The 14,240-nt window shown below is 40.2% G+C and carries 12 protein-coding genes; 7 read left to right on the forward strand and 5 right to left on the reverse strand.

Features of this window, described 5'->3' with window-relative positions; all coding sequences use genetic code 11:
• Nucleotides 1-6: 6 nt before the first annotated feature.
• The 3 genes from NRI27_RS09860 to NRI27_RS09870 form a co-directional block, all read right to left on the reverse strand.
• Entirely contained in the window at nucleotides 7-360 is a 354-nt protein-coding gene (locus tag NRI27_RS09860) for a DUF485 domain-containing protein (RefSeq protein ID WP_371390533.1), read from the reverse strand.
• 483 nt (nucleotides 361-843) lie between these two features.
• Entirely contained in the window at nucleotides 844-1,236 is a 393-nt protein-coding gene (locus NRI27_RS09865; protein WP_371390534.1) for a DUF2500 domain-containing protein, read from the reverse strand.
• 115 nt (nucleotides 1,237-1,351) lie between these two features.
• Nucleotides 1,352-2,080 (reverse strand): Bax inhibitor-1/YccA family protein, encoded by a 729-nt coding sequence (locus tag NRI27_RS09870; RefSeq protein WP_317944240.1) that lies wholly within the window; start codon nucleotides 2,078-2,080, stop codon nucleotides 1,352-1,354.
• A gap of 324 nt (nucleotides 2,081-2,404) precedes the next feature.
• Here NRI27_RS09870 and rlmD point away from each other — a divergent pair, with 324 nt between their 5' ends.
• Nucleotides 2,405-3,814, forward strand: a complete 1,410-nt coding sequence (gene rlmD, locus NRI27_RS09875) for a 23S rRNA (uracil(1939)-C(5))-methyltransferase RlmD (protein WP_371390535.1) — start codon at nucleotides 2,405-2,407, stop codon at nucleotides 3,812-3,814.
• Nucleotides 3,815-3,990: 176 nt separating this feature from the next.
• Here the strand turns inward: rlmD and NRI27_RS09880 are convergent, their stop codons facing one another.
• Together NRI27_RS09880 and NRI27_RS09885 are read right to left on the reverse strand one after the other, a co-directional pair.
• Entirely contained in the window at nucleotides 3,991-4,932 is a 942-nt protein-coding gene (locus tag NRI27_RS09880) for a GGDEF domain-containing protein (RefSeq protein WP_371390536.1), read from the reverse strand.
• A gap of 18 nt (nucleotides 4,933-4,950) precedes the next feature.
• Nucleotides 4,951-5,751: an alpha/beta fold hydrolase gene (locus NRI27_RS09885; protein ID WP_371390537.1), complete on the reverse strand. Its 801-nt coding sequence runs from the start codon at nucleotides 5,749-5,751 to the stop codon at nucleotides 4,951-4,953.
• 402 nt (nucleotides 5,752-6,153) lie between these two features.
• Between NRI27_RS09885 and NRI27_RS09890 the strand changes: the two genes are divergently transcribed.
• The 6 genes from NRI27_RS09890 (at nucleotide 6,154) to NRI27_RS09915 (ending at nucleotide 14,207) form a co-directional block, all read left to right on the forward strand.
• A complete protein-coding gene (locus NRI27_RS09890) occupies nucleotides 6,154-6,531 on the forward strand; it encodes a hypothetical protein (protein ID WP_371390538.1) in 378 nt (125 codons plus the stop codon).
• Nucleotides 6,532-6,611: 80 nt separating this feature from the next.
• Nucleotides 6,612-7,049 (forward strand): cell wall hydrolase, encoded by a 438-nt coding sequence (locus NRI27_RS09895; protein WP_317944070.1) that lies wholly within the window; start codon nucleotides 6,612-6,614, stop codon nucleotides 7,047-7,049.
• A gap of 585 nt (nucleotides 7,050-7,634) precedes the next feature.
• A complete protein-coding gene (locus tag NRI27_RS09900) occupies nucleotides 7,635-8,507 on the forward strand; it encodes a response regulator transcription factor (protein WP_371390539.1) in 873 nt (290 codons plus the stop codon).
• On the forward strand, nucleotides 8,504-9,595 hold the full coding sequence (locus tag NRI27_RS09905) for a HEAT repeat domain-containing protein (protein WP_371390540.1): 1,092 nt from the start codon (nucleotides 8,504-8,506) through the stop codon (nucleotides 9,593-9,595). Before NRI27_RS09900 ends, NRI27_RS09905 begins: the two co-directional genes overlap by 4 nt.
• 2 nt (nucleotides 9,596-9,597) lie before the next feature.
• Nucleotides 9,598-11,022, forward strand: coding sequence for a glycosyltransferase family 2 protein (locus NRI27_RS09910; protein ID WP_371390542.1), 1,425 nt, complete (start codon nucleotides 9,598-9,600; stop codon nucleotides 11,020-11,022).
• Complete coding sequence (locus tag NRI27_RS09915) at nucleotides 11,019-14,207, forward strand: hypothetical protein (protein WP_371390543.1); 3,189 nt, start codon at nucleotides 11,019-11,021, stop codon at nucleotides 14,205-14,207. Before NRI27_RS09910 ends, NRI27_RS09915 begins: the two co-directional genes overlap by 4 nt.
• Nucleotides 14,208-14,240 lie beyond the last annotated feature (33 nt).

Genomic DNA, 14,240 nt, shown 5'->3' on the forward strand with positions numbered 1-14,240 from the left:
TCCCCCTTATTGTCGAACGTGCTTGTCAAGTACATGGTCTACTTCTTTGTCGAATTGTCTCGATTTCTTTACATAAATTTGTGTAAACACCCATACCATGACGAATAAACCGAATGCATAGATCCATGTCCACGTCATCCAACCGATTGCGCGTGTTTCGAGTATCGACGTATAGCCAGTTAACACAGGCAACATTAGATAAATGGTAAAGAATGCGATGACATAAGGTGTTAAAAAGCGGTTTTTCTTCTTGACGAGCTGCTTGAACTCGGGCGTTTCAATAATCCGTTCATAATCAGACTGTTGTAACGGACCAGACGTTTTACCAAGTTTTTTCTGTTCTCTCGACTTGACTGTCACTAACTCCCATCTCCTTTGTCTATAAAAAATTCATCTGTTTCCTTGTCTAAAACAAAATAGATCCCCCAATCGATTTTGTCGAAATACCAAAGAAGCACATGTCTGTGTTCAATCTACCAAAATGACAGAAAATAATCAATATTATTTTTTAATAATATTTTAAATGATTATAGTAAAAGAGTCATAGACCTAGCTCCATTTCACTGAGCTTTTGATATGCTAATGTTGGAGGTACCTACTAGTTTTGCTGGATTCATTTGAATAAAAAAGTCCCATCAAATCCGTTTAGGGTTTGATGGAACCTTATCTTGAGAACACTATTCTTTCTTCTACAATACATATAATTTAATAACGATCAGCGTACGAATAAGTACTCTCCGTCATTGGAAGCGACGAAGACCTATGAACCTTTTGGTGAAAACAGAAATGCTTAGAGAAGCAAAGACTTGCATGATTCGTCAATGACAACAAGCAATCACTTGATCACTCAACTTCTGTCGAAAGGGATTCATCCCTCATACGCTCAAATCCTAAGTAACGCGTTCCTTGAAAGTTTAATAGCCCAACATCACCTTCCGCCAATAAACCGTACTCTTTTCCTTTCACAGTGAACTCCATTCGATCACCGCTTTCCACTTGAAAAGTGACGTAGTAATCAGTGCGTGCAGAGGAATCACCACTGCCTCCCCATGTATTTGTCCGTTTTGTCATTACTTGCGCAGAAACCGAAAGTTGGGGAGAATTGTTGTTTGTTGACCACTGGCTAACCCCTGTCACCGTTTTGACGAGGATTGTGCCGATGACGATAGCGAAAATAATAAATATGAAAACCGGAACGACTGATGACATCGTACCATCGAATGCATAGAAGTCCACTTAGACATACCTCCTTCAGAAAACTTGTGAATGAAAACGAAATTTTGCAAGTTGATCATTTCTGTAAAATAGTTAAGTTTGTAGATCTTTTTTACAATGTATTAGCGGGTAGTTCTTACTTGCTTCGCAACTTAGAGAGCAACCGTAGAATTTCAAAATACAACCAGACGAGTGTGACCATAAGACCGAATGCACCGTACCATTCCATATACTTTGGTGCCCTTTGCTCCGCGCCTTTTTCGATAAAATCAAAATCGAGTACAAGATTTAAAGCTGCAACAATGACAATGACGACCGAAATGCCGATGCCAATGAGACCAGTTTCATGAATGAATGGCACACTCATTCCAAAGAATCGCAAAATGATATCGGCTAAATAGACGAAGAAAATTGCCCCTGTCGCTGCCACAACACCAAGTTTGAAATTCTCCGTTACTTTTATAATGCCTAACCGATAGACGAGCAAGAGAGTGAACAACGTCCCAAGTGTTAACAAAATTGCTTGTATGGCAATACCGGCATATTGTGCCTCGAACATGGCCGAAATTCCACCTACAGCAAAACCTTCAAGGAGTGCATAAAGGGGAGCGGTAAACGGAGCCACTTTTTTCACAAAAATTGTAATGAGTGCCACGACAAATCCTCCGCCAATTCCAATCCAAACAAGCGACTCAATTGAACTGCCAGAGAAGAATTGGTACCACGTGAACAACGCTGTTGAACAGAGCAACAAAAACAAGATGAACGTTTTGTTCACCGTACCGTGAATCGTCATCGCCATTCCATCGTTACGACTCAAGTTCTTAAAAGTGTTTTCTCCTAAACTTGGATTCGCTGAACGCATCATCGATCACAACCCTTCCTCATTCATTATATGTCTAGTTAACTATACGAAATCTGCTAAATATAGTTTCAATTGTTTGTAAATATTTTTGTTTCACTGGAATTTTTACAAGCAGGGCATCTGTGTCCAATCCAGCCCCCTACATCAAACTAGAACCACACCTGTCCTCACCAAGCAAAGTCCACTCAAGAATTTCACCTGCGCATGTTCATAGACCATTATTTTCGTTATAATAGCAAAGCGTGTACTTGTTATGTACAGTAGAAGCTGTAGGGAGTTTAAACAAATACTGCGTGAATTGATTGTTGAAAGGGGAAGTATTCCTTGACTGAAATAAAAAATGTAACACTTGTTGCTGAAATTGATCATGTAGATGATAAAGGAAACGGCCAGGCTGTCATCTGGCGTGAAAGTGATAAAGGGAACAATCCACGGAAATTAAAGCTGACGATACCACAGACACTGCCTGGAGAGTCTGTAGAAGTTGTTGTGGACAATCCAGATAAGCGGAGACGAAAAGTGATGCCGCAAGAAATTCTAAAAGCCAATCCTGACCGGACGGATGCCCCTTGTCCACACTTCGAACGTTGTGGTGGCTGTGTCTGGCAACATTGGTCGTATGCAGGGCAATTGAAGCACAAAACCGCAAAGGTGAAGGCCGCATTGAGCGGTGAAGGGCTGGATCCTGAACTTGTTCGAGATACAATTGGAATGGACGATCCGTGGCATTATCGCAATAAAATGGAATTCACCTTCTCGCCTGAAGGAGAGATCGGGCTCCACGAACAAGGGAATTTCCGCAAAATCATTTCACTTGAAACGTGTCTTATCGCAGGAAAAAACATGGTCGATGGCATGTTGGAAGTGGGGGATTGGGTAAAAGAGTTCGGCCTGAAAGGGTATGACAAAGATGCGCATGAAGGACTTCTGCGCCATTTGATGGTACGTGAATCGTTTGCCACAGGGGAAATGATGTTGGCGCTATTTGCGACCGAAACACCAGATGGTGAATTGGCGTCCGCAGTCGAAAACTTGGTGGAGCGGATTACGAGCAAGTTTCCGAACGTTAAGAGTTTACTCTGGCTCGTCAATACGGATTGGGCGGACCGCACGCAATCCGAAGATACCCATCTGCTTGCTGGTCGTGACTTCATCTATGATGAAATGGCAGGGTACCGTTACCGTCTATGGTTCGATACGTTCTTCCAAACGAATCCTTTGCAAGCACAAAAGCTAGTTGAACTCGCATTGGAAATGGGCAAGCCGCAAGAAGATGAAAAGATGATCGACCTGTTTTGTGGTGTCGGTACATTTTCATTGCCTTTTGCCGCGCGCGTAAAGGAATTGGCAGGTATTGAAATTGTTGAAACATCAATCGAATCTGCAAAACGAAATGCTGTCGATAATGATTTACACAACACGACATTCCTCGCTCGAGATGCACGCCATGGACTCGACGAGATGCATGAGCGATTCGGATTTGCTGATATCCTCTTAATCGATCCACCACGTTGCGGGGCGGGCGGTAAAGTAATGAGAAGAATTGGCCGCGCAAAGCCTAAACGGATTGTATATGTATCATGCAAACCGGAAACATTTGCAACAGACGTAGCAGAACTCCTGCCGTTCGGCTACACGCTTCAAACCGTTCAACCAGTAGACTTGTTCCCGCACACTGTCCATGTGGAGTGTGTGGCCTTGCTGACATTAAATGAAGAATTGATTGAGGACTAATGAGAAAAGGGAAACTGCCGACTACGGAGTTTCCCTTTTTGCTGTTTAGAATACATGTCTTTATGGAGGTTGTCGTGGTACTCGTAGCCGAGGTGTATCAACTTTATTGTTCCAGCTTCAGAAAAAAATTAGTAGAGAAAATTGCTTTAATGCGCTATATCCTTCATTGAAGCAACTTACAAATACGTAACGCGATCTCGGCCGTTCCGCTTAGATTCATAGAGCGCATCATCCGCACGGGTGAACAAGCTGTTTGCATTGTCGTCTTCCCTAAAAGGCGTAATGCCAAGTGAGATAGTTGCTGCAATACTTTCCCACGGTGACACAGCGACATGCTCGCGAAGCTTTTCTACAAGCGCAACAGCTTTATGAGGATCAGGTTCATAGAGAATGATGGTAAACTCCTCGCCGCCAATTCTTGCAAGGAGATGTGGTTTTTCAATCATCGTTCGCATTTTATGCGTCAGTTCCACGAGCATTTTATCCCCTATGGCATGACCGTAAATATCGTTCACTTTTTTAAAATGATCAATATCCAAAATGGCCAAAGAAAACCCTGGAAGCTCCTTCGCCTGCACACGCTGCACTGCCAATGCCAGTTCTTTTTGGAAAACGCGTCGATTATATAAACCTGTTAGCTCATCATGAGCGGCAAGTTTTTCAAGCTCTGTATTTAGCAATTCAAGCTCGCGTTGTTTTCTCTCTACGTCCTCCAGAAGTGCAAGCAATTTTGCGTTTGCAAGATCGGTTTCTTTCTGAATGCGTTCGGCGTTTTTCCGTGCAGCAAGCATTTGCGCTTCGTATTCATTTCGCGTATTGATTTTCACAACAATTCCTTCATATACGCCATTCCGCTCGTTAACATTTACGAGCACAGGAATTGTATGACCTTCAACTTTAAAATTCAAATACATTTCCCGTACTTGGTGATGGATGGATATGGCGGGTAAGAAATACGTTTGAAAATAGACACGAGAAGGCAAGGTAAGAAAATATTGGAAATGGACTGTGTGCTCTAGCTTTAAAACGGTACGAAGTGTCTCGTTCATTTCAATAATTTCTAAGTCTTTATTGAGCACAAAAAAACCACAAGGAGCAAGATTAAGTTGTTCATCCATTGAACGTCCCCTCCTAGCTTAGCGAATGAAACGACGAATTTCTTCGATTGTCTCTTCAGGTTCGCTAATGTGTGGATTATGGCCTTTCGCTTTTTCCATAATGACCAATTCACTATCTGGAATTTCCTTCTGTAGAAATTCTGCTACTTCTAGTGGAACAATGGCATCTAACGTCGTTTGCAAGATCAGTGTTTTCACAGGAATATTGTGCACATCTTGGCGGTGATCCGAATAGAAAGTGGCTTCTGCAAATTGACGAGCAATTTGATGGTCATTTGAATAGAGCAGTTCCTCAAACTCTGCCACTAATTCAGGTTGATCTGGTGTATCCATAGCAACAGGTGCTAAGTATTTAGTCCATTCTTTGTAATTCGTTTCCATCATGTCCAATAGTTCGTGGATATCCGATTCGTCGAATCCGCCAATGTAATTTGGTTCATTTAAATAATGGGGAGAAGGTCCGATCATAACAAGTTTACCGATTAAGTCTGGACGTTTAATGGAGACTAATCCTCCAATCATACCGCTGACAGAATGGCCGACGTACAAGATCTTTTCCAATTCAAGTGCATCACAGACGTCAATTACATCTTGTGCATAGCCATGCAAGTTGCTGTAGCGAGTTGCATCATAGGCCGATTTATCACTTCTACCTGAGCCAACGTAGTCAAATACCACGACTTGATAGTCAGTTTCAAAAGCGGGAACAATTCTATCCCAAACGGATTGATCACACCCAAACCCGTGTGCAAAAAGAATAGTCTGTCGACCAGCTCCACTGATCCGAACATTGTTGCGTTTTATAATAGTCGATTTCAAATCGATCACCCTTCCTTTGTAAGGATTTTAACAATCCCTGCTGAATAATTACAATCTATTTACTGCATATATCGGCAATCAGGTAAAAAGTTTAGGAATCAATGTATCTAATGTCTAAAAAAATTATAGAAACCTTGCAATTTCTAAGAAGGAAGTAACGTTTTTAACGAATTACAAGGAGTGTGTAGAAAACTGTCGAAAGAAAAAATACAAGAAATTATATTTTTCGTGTAGTAATCGGAATAATCTAAATTGTTTTGGTGCCTGTCCCTTAAATAATTAAGAAAATTAAAAATATAAGAGTTTAGTTGGTATGAAAGGTTGGGAGTGTAGGTGTTAGTAAGTATATTTATTGTGATAGGGGTTGTGCTTTTTATTGTTATAACTGGAATTGTTTTATTGATGAAGAAATATAAGAAGGAGTTAACGAGCCAGGACTGGTATGAGACGTTTCAATATGAATTTCGGTCTGCTGATTGCCGACATGAAAAGCAAATAAAGTTGACTGAAATTGACTGGAAATTTGCGTTTACAATGAAGAAAGAGAAGAGCGTTACGGTGGCAGCAGGACCATTTTCCAAAACGACTCACCGCGTACACTACCGATTATTTTGTGAGGAATGTGGAGAGAAGCGTTGGTTTGAACAAACGAATTCTGTTTTGGATCACAAAGTTTTGTTCCGTTTGCGCATAAAATATTTAGCGGTGGGTGCTGGCGTAATTATGCTAGCTTTTATCATCACGATGACTGTCATTTTCAAGTTCATTGTTAAAATCTGAGTGTAAATGGACGCTCTTCCAGGAGTACGATCAGCATCGATTTGCACCTCCTTTCATATGCTATAGTTGGAGGTGGCAAAATGCCTAGAGTCAAATACCGAGATGCGGATGTCGATGTCATGGCGAGGATGATGCGAGCGGAAGCTGAAGGCGAAGGAAAGCAAGGTATGTTATATGTAGGAAATGTCATTGTGAACCGAGCTGTCGCCAACTGTCTAGATTTTAATGATGTTCGGACCATTAACGACGTCATTTTTCAAATACAAGGCGGCAACTATTCTTTTGAAGCTGTTCAAAAAGGGAATCTATTTTACCAACGCGCAAGAAATGTTGAGAAGAAATTAGCAAAGCAGAACTTGGATTATTGGAGAGTGCAGCCGGCTAAATATGCACTTTGGTATTTTAATCCTTACGCACCATGCCCGCCAACTTGGTACGGGCAACCCTTTACTGGACAGTATAAAAATCACTGTTTTTACGAACCAGCAGCCGGAACTTGCGCAAGTGTCTATAGCTGATGAGTAGCTAGTTATCCAGTTCCGATTAAATAAGTGTAAGTAAACATCTAAGAGTTCTAATGATTTCTAAAGAGAAGTGATTCCCCTTGCTTGTTTATGTCCGAGCGGGGGAATTACTTTTTAATAGTAGTCTTCCCTACCGAGGATACTTATCAAGAACTGGGCATAGCATTGCAAGAACCTTATGCCTCTAATGGTGACTTGGTGGGTGGAGAATTAACTCTAGCCAAGAAGGATAAGAAGTCAGGTTCTCGCAGAAAAGGTTGCTGAGTAGATCAATTTATTGAATATAGTTAAAGCATTACTCACGTATGTAGTCTTGCGTGAGCTTTTTTGGATGTATGGAATAAGACAGGATTAGTGTTTGCGGAATACTTATAGGTTGAACGCATGTAATTTTTGTTAGAGTACGGTATTCATGCATGCTATAGTGATAGTACAGTTTGCGCATATCAGTAATAAGAAGATTAAATAACTAGAATGCATAGCTTAGATTACTATTTTTTTATTAAAAAACACTGAATCGTCATACTAAAGGGTATGGAGAGGTATTAGCGCTTTTTAATTTTTATGGGGGGTATTGCAATGGAAGTCAATAAATTTTCAAATGTGCTAGAAGGTCCTTTCCTTCAGTATGTCTTTGATTTACTAAGAGCCAATGTTCTTAGGGATCGACAGACAATGTCACTTGTACTTTTGAAAGAAGAAACCAAGAATTTATCTTTTATAAAAGATGTGAAAGTTAAATTACAAGAGTTTATGAGGGATCAGGACGTATTGTTTGCAACGGCTCAACCAAACGAGATTGGTATACTGCTACCGCATAGTGGTGCAGTAGAAGCTTCTGGTTTTCTCCAACGACTTGAAGAGAATTGTAAGCACTTTAAAATTGTGGAGAACGAAAGTGTATTTCAGGCGGTTATTGTAGAGATTTTTCACCCGGAGCTGACACTGGAAGGAGCTCTTGCAATATGCAGGAATGAAATGGTAGAAACTAATGGAATGAAAAATGACTGTATTCACGTAATTCATGCACATTCCGGTTTTGATAAACCAGTCACAACTGTGAAAGTAAGTATCTTAGACGAGGATAAGTTGTTCAGGGATTTTTTAACAATGGCGATTGAACGTGTTGAACTGAAAGAGGTCAACTTACAAATTCGGGATTTTGAAGATGGATTATCGCTGCTTCAAACAGATTGGGTGAACTCTTGGCATCCACACCTCGTCATCATGAGCGATATTTTACCTAAAAAGAACGGACTTGACGTGTTACATACATTAAGGGCAATGCCGAATGAAGAAAAATTCACAATTTTAATGATGACGCGTCGAAATACTGAAGAAGATATGATCTACGCATATGAAAGTGGAACAGACGGATACCTAGTAAAACCTTTTAATCTCCGATTGTTTGAAGCGCAGGTAAAGCGGTTGTTAGGTGGGATTTGGTCATGATCGGTTTACCAATCGAATGGATTATCCTGCTTATTGTTGCAATGTCCTGTGTGCTTGTCGTCTTTATATTCTATTTGTCGATTGTGAGCTACCGAGACAGTAACAGGAAAGAACTTTCTGCCAACTATCTAACGGTCAATAGAGAGAGATGGTATGAATACCTACGAGAAGATGACATATGTGATAATCAGTTAATTCCCAAAAACGTTGCGGAAATAACAGCAATTGAGGAGTTATTCCGCTCAGTAGCAAATAATTTAAAAGGCAAAGATTTGGACAAAAGAATAAGCCGATTTGCGAATCGACGCTTGGCAGAGTTTTATAAACAAAAGCTCAAAAGTCGTAATTGGGGAGAACGAATAAATGCATTAAACAGAATCTATGACTTTAATATCTATTCATTAGATCAAGAATGCAGGTCCCGACTTACTAATAAAGTTAGCAGCGAAGAATTATTTTTGTTGTTAGTCATTGAATTGAAATTTGCGCCTGAAAAGTTCTTAGACAACCATCAACAGAGGCTTCAGCGATTATCCACAAATGACTTAAAAGAACTTTTTTACAGTATGCCAGAAGAGGTCTTCAATGAGATATTATCATTAAAAGAACACCTACATCCAAATGTTCGATACGCGCTAGCTGATGTAATCGGGATGAAAATGGATCGACTCCATACACAAGCATTAGAAGACTTATACAAAAGTGAAGATGATGAATTGCGTATTCGAGTAATTAGAGCCTTCAATACGCTCGCTGCAGTGCCGGAAATAGGCATTCTTGCTAAAGCAATCACATCCAAACAATGGCAGGAACGCTATCAAGTGGCACAAATGCTTCGAAATATGCCAAAAGATCAAGCGAACCAATACGTAAAGCAACTCATAAACGACAACGTATTTCTTGTTCGTGAGAGTGCACAATCATTTCTGGGGAATAAAACAAGCTTCCAACAACCTAATTTAGACATATATAAGCAAGTTGCCGCTAGTGTAGTAGAAAGTGAGAGCCTATCACACGTGAACACTCAAACTCGGATAAACGATCAGTCAGATGGCTCGATGTCGTCACATTGGAAGGGGGGCGATTGATTATGCCGATTATTGAGGCAGGGATGCACTTTTTCGGAAATATTATATTTCTATACATGGCTACTGTCATCATTTCTTACAGCATCATGTTTATATTGGCATTTCGAACACTGCGAAAGGAACGAAGTCTGGATCGCAGAGAGTTGGATAGCCGCTTCATTAATGCTTTCTATTCCAAACCTGTGACGATACTTGTCCCTGCATACAATGAAGAAACGGGAATTTTGGCGACAATCCATTCATTGCTAAGCCTTGATTATCCACAAACTGAACTGCTTATTATTGATGATGGCTCAAAAGATCGCACGGCTGCAGTTGTCATTCAACAATTTCGTATGAGAAAAGCTGAAAAACATATTGATCCAAAATTAAAAACAAAAAACGTAATAGAGATGTATCAATCTGAAATCCATCCAAATCTTTGGCTAATTCGCAAAGAAAATGGCGGTAAAGGAGATGCGCTGAACGTTGGAATTAACTATGCGAGATATCCCTACTTTTGTACGATAGATGGAGATTCTATCCTTGATAATAGTTCATTACTTCGGGTGATGAAACCTATTATCATGTCAGATGGCAAAGTGATTGCCGCTGGAGGTAATGTTCGGATTGTTAATGGATTAGACGTAGAATATGGTGCCGTTTCGGCAGTCAAACTATCAGGACGACCATTTGTCGTGATGCAAATTGTTGAGTATTTACGGGCATTCCTGATGGGCAGAATTGCGCTTAGTAAGTACAATCTCGTACTTATTATCTCGGGTGCATTCAGTGTTTTTTCAAAAAAGATGGTAATACGAGCTGGTGGTTTCAGTACAACGACAATTGGAGAAGATATGGAGATTGTTGTAAAGCTCCAACGTATGTTAAAGGAAGAAAAGCTTGATCATCGAATTGAATTTGTTCCTGATCCCGTTTGTTGGACAGAAGCACCTCAGACACTATCGGTGTTACGAAAGCAACGCCGACGTTGGCATCAAGGTTTGCTTGAGAGTTTATGGACTCATCGTAAAATGACACTTAATCCTAAATATGGTGCTGTAGGCATGATATCTGTTCCTTATTTTTGGATAATAGAATGCCTCGGACCTGTTATTGAACTTGCTGGTTACGCTTATGTTGTCACCGCTTTTTTCCTTGGAGGTATTTACTATGAATATGCAGTTTCACTTATGCTTTTACTAGTGCTGTATGGCACTGTGTTTTCAATGGGAGCGGTTTTGTTGGAGTCTTGGAGCTTGAGGACCTTTCCAAAAATGCGCGACGTTTTTAAAATGATGGTGCTAACGTTAACTGAAGTCTTTTGGTATAGACCATTGACATTGATTTGGCGTGTTGAAGGCTTGATCCGTTCTCTTATGCGCATTTCATCATGGGGAGAAATGGAGCGTGTTGGAGCGACAGTTTCGAAGGAGGTTCGAAAATGAAAAAAGTGTACCTACTAATTTTTACTTTCCTCGTCCTCCTTTTACTACCATTCTTGTTATGGATTGTTGAGAAGGAAAAAGATTTGACGGTTGCTATCATTGACAAAACGGTAGCAGATGATTCGTATCGTGAACATCTTGGTGTTACATGGGTATTGAATCATTACAAAGTGAAAAACGATAACGGGAAACCTTTTCGTGCTTCGAGGGATTATTATGGAGTGATTCCGCCTGACAATGAGGGGAGCGAGGTAAGCAAAAAGCAGTTGCCCGAAAGTTACGATTCAACGGATGTTATCTATATAGCGGATACATACGGCGTATTTGAAGATGATATAGGGAAAGACGTTGGGGATAGATATGGCGCACGATCTGCAAAAATTATTGGTGGACTAGAAGAGGATGAGTGGGCAAATATTGTAGAACGAACAACTTCAAAAAAGCCATCTCTTCTACTAGCAGAGTATAATACATTTGCCTCTCCTACAAATGAGAACGTTCGTAAACAGGTGACTAAGCATTTAGGAATCGAATGGAAAGGTTGGAATGGAAGGTATTTTGACAATCTTGATTATCGAGAAAATAAGGAAATACCACAGTGGGTAATTGATGAATACGAGGGAGAATGGGCATATACTGGCGGTGGTTTCTTGCTCGTCAATGACTTGGATGGTTCAGTCGTTGTCCTTGAGGATGACAAGCATTTAAATGAAGATAGCGTCACTATGACATTTACGGAAAAAGGTGAGCAACGGTTAGGTGTAAAAGGATCACACAAGTATACGTATTGGTTTGATATTGTTACTGCTAGACCTGGAGCAGACGTGCTTGCGACCTATGATTGGTCCTTAACGGATGAAGGAAAGCGCGTGTTAATTGAACATGGGATTCCAAATGAATTTGCAGCTGTTGTCAGAAAAGCAGAGGGATCATCTGAAAGTATCTATTTTGCAGGTGATTATAACGATGTGCCAACTGTTCCGAAAGTCTATCAGTTGAAAGGTTTGCCTCAACTATATAAAGCTTTATATGCATTTTCAAATGAATCATTTTTTTGGTCTGCATATGTCCCTATGATGAAAGGTGCTTTAGATGGATTTGGTATGAATAAGGATTTGACTGTTAAAATGGATAATGAAAATACGATTCAAATGACTTCACGCATTAACAATGAACGGATGGAAATAAAAGTAGACGGTACTTGGCAGCCAATCACTGTGAAAGGCGTTAATATTGGAATGGCGAAACCTGGAACATTCCCTGGGGAAGCTGGTATTGAAGAAGGGGAATACTACAGGTGGTTTGAACATATTGGGAAGATGAATGCAAATACGATTCGAGTATACACGTTACATCCACCAGCATTTTATCGAGCACTTAAAGCGTACAATGAAACGCAGGAGCAACCTATTCATGTCATGCATGGCGTATGGATAAATGAAGAATCGCTTGTCGAATCACTCGATGCTTTTGAGGAAACTAACCTAGAGGATTTCCGTAATGAAATGAAACGATTGACAGACGTTATTCATGGGAATGCAGACTTGGAAGCTCGTCCTGGGCATGCATCAGGTGTATACGATGCAGACATTTCCCAATGGGTAAGTGCTTGGATGATTGGTGTGGAATGGTATCCATTTATGGTTGAAGGAACGAATAACACACATGCTGGCATTGGTGAGTATACTGGTACGTATTTTGAGACGAAAAATGCAAATCCATTTGAATACTGGCTTGCAGAACAGATGGATTACCTCGTGACCTATGAACTGGAAACCTACCAGTCGATACGGCCGATGAGTTTCACGAACTGGGTAACAACAGATTTATTAGAGCATCCTGCTGATTCTTCAGAAGGAGAAGACTTAGTAACGGTCGATCCGAACAATATCTATGTGAAAAATGAAATGGAGAAAGCGGGTCAGTTTGCATCCTACCATGTGTATCCCTACTATCCTGATTTTCTGAATTACGAAAAAAAGTACTTGGAATATACGGATTTTAGAGGCGAGAAAAACAGCTATGCGGCTTATTTGAATGAGCTTCATAATGCCCACCGTCTTCCAATCTTAATTGCTGAGTTTGGCATCCCAGCCTCTCGTGGGAAAACGCACGAAAATCCGTTTGGGTTCAATCAAGGATTCATGTCTGAAACGGAACAGGGTGAAGCTTTAAAACATCTTTATGAAGATATCCTTCACGAAGGCTTAATGGGAGGATTAGTCTTTACTTGGCAGGATGAATGGTTTAAACGGACATGGAATACGATGGAATATGACAATCCAGACCGTAGACCGTATTGGTCAAATGCTCAAACAAATGAACAACAATTTGGATTGCTTAGTTTTGATAGGCTGAAGATCAAAGTAGATGGCACGATTGATGATTGGAAAACAGAGGCTTTTTATGACAAGAACGACGGGATTATGAAAAAAATGTTTGTCGACTTTGATGAACGCTATTTGTATATTCGTCTTGATCTAGATGAAAGTCAAGTGGCCAATGGAGATTATCCAATCATTACACTTGATACCGTCCCAGCTCAAGGGAATCATAAAATTACAAGTATCCAAGACATAAGCTTTGAGAATGGGATGGAGTTCATTGCTAAAATAAATGGAAATCAGTCTAGACTTATGATTGATCCTTTTTATGATCTGTACCATTACTTATATGGTAAGAAACTTGAATTGATAGAGGATGTTGTCCGAAGGAATGATACAGGTGAATTTATTCAGATTGAATATGTCCTTAACAAACCGTATTTTATTCCAAATGAAAACCGGACTGTTCCTTACTCATCTTATGAAGCAGGGAAATTAAAAGAGGGGAACGGTAATCCGGAGTCAAAAGAATACAATTCTTTGTCGGACTATTCGTTTGTGGAAGGCAAACTGGAGTTAAGAATTCCATGGTTACTTATCCAATCAAAAGATCCGAGCCAAAAAGAGTTTTTCGGAAACATTGCTGCACAAGGTGAACAAGCAAGCATTATTGTGGAGGATATAGGAATTGGAGCTATTATGGTAGATGCTTCGAATCGGGTGATAGATTCGTTTCCACAAAAAACGGGCAATAGGATTGGACAGTTCAAGCGGTTTACATGGGACAATTGGGAAACTCCGCTTTATAAAGAACGTTTAAAACAATCCTACTATATTATGCAGGAAGTTTTTAAGGAGTAATGAAGCTTAACATTTACCTTATATGAATTATGA

The organism is Sporosarcina sp. OR05, assembly GCF_041414805.1.
GTDB lineage: Bacteria > Bacillota > Bacilli > Bacillales_A > Planococcaceae > Sporosarcina > Sporosarcina saromensis.

Coding starts and splice junctions, on each gene's coding strand:
- NRI27_RS09890 (WP_371390538.1), top strand. CDS start 6,154: ATGAAGAAATATAAGAAGGAGTTAACGAGCCAGGACTGGTATGAGACG.
- NRI27_RS09895 (WP_317944070.1), top strand. CDS start 6,612: ATGCCTAGAGTCAAATACCGAGATGCGGATGTCGATGTCATGGCGAGG.
- NRI27_RS09905 (WP_371390540.1), top strand. CDS start 8,504: ATGATCGGTTTACCAATCGAATGGATTATCCTGCTTATTGTTGCAATG.
- NRI27_RS09915 (WP_371390543.1), top strand. CDS start 11,019: ATGAAAAAAGTGTACCTACTAATTTTTACTTTCCTCGTCCTCCTTTTA.
- NRI27_RS09910 (WP_371390542.1), top strand. CDS start 9,598: ATGCCGATTATTGAGGCAGGGATGCACTTTTTCGGAAATATTATATTT.
- NRI27_RS09900 (WP_371390539.1), top strand. CDS start 7,635: ATGGAAGTCAATAAATTTTCAAATGTGCTAGAAGGTCCTTTCCTTCAG.
- NRI27_RS09880 (WP_371390536.1), bottom strand. CDS start 4,932: ATGGATGAACAACTTAATCTTGCTCCTTGTGGTTTTTTTGTGCTCAAT.
- NRI27_RS09870 (WP_317944240.1), bottom strand. CDS start 2,080: ATGCGTTCAGCGAATCCAAGTTTAGGAGAAAACACTTTTAAGAACTTG.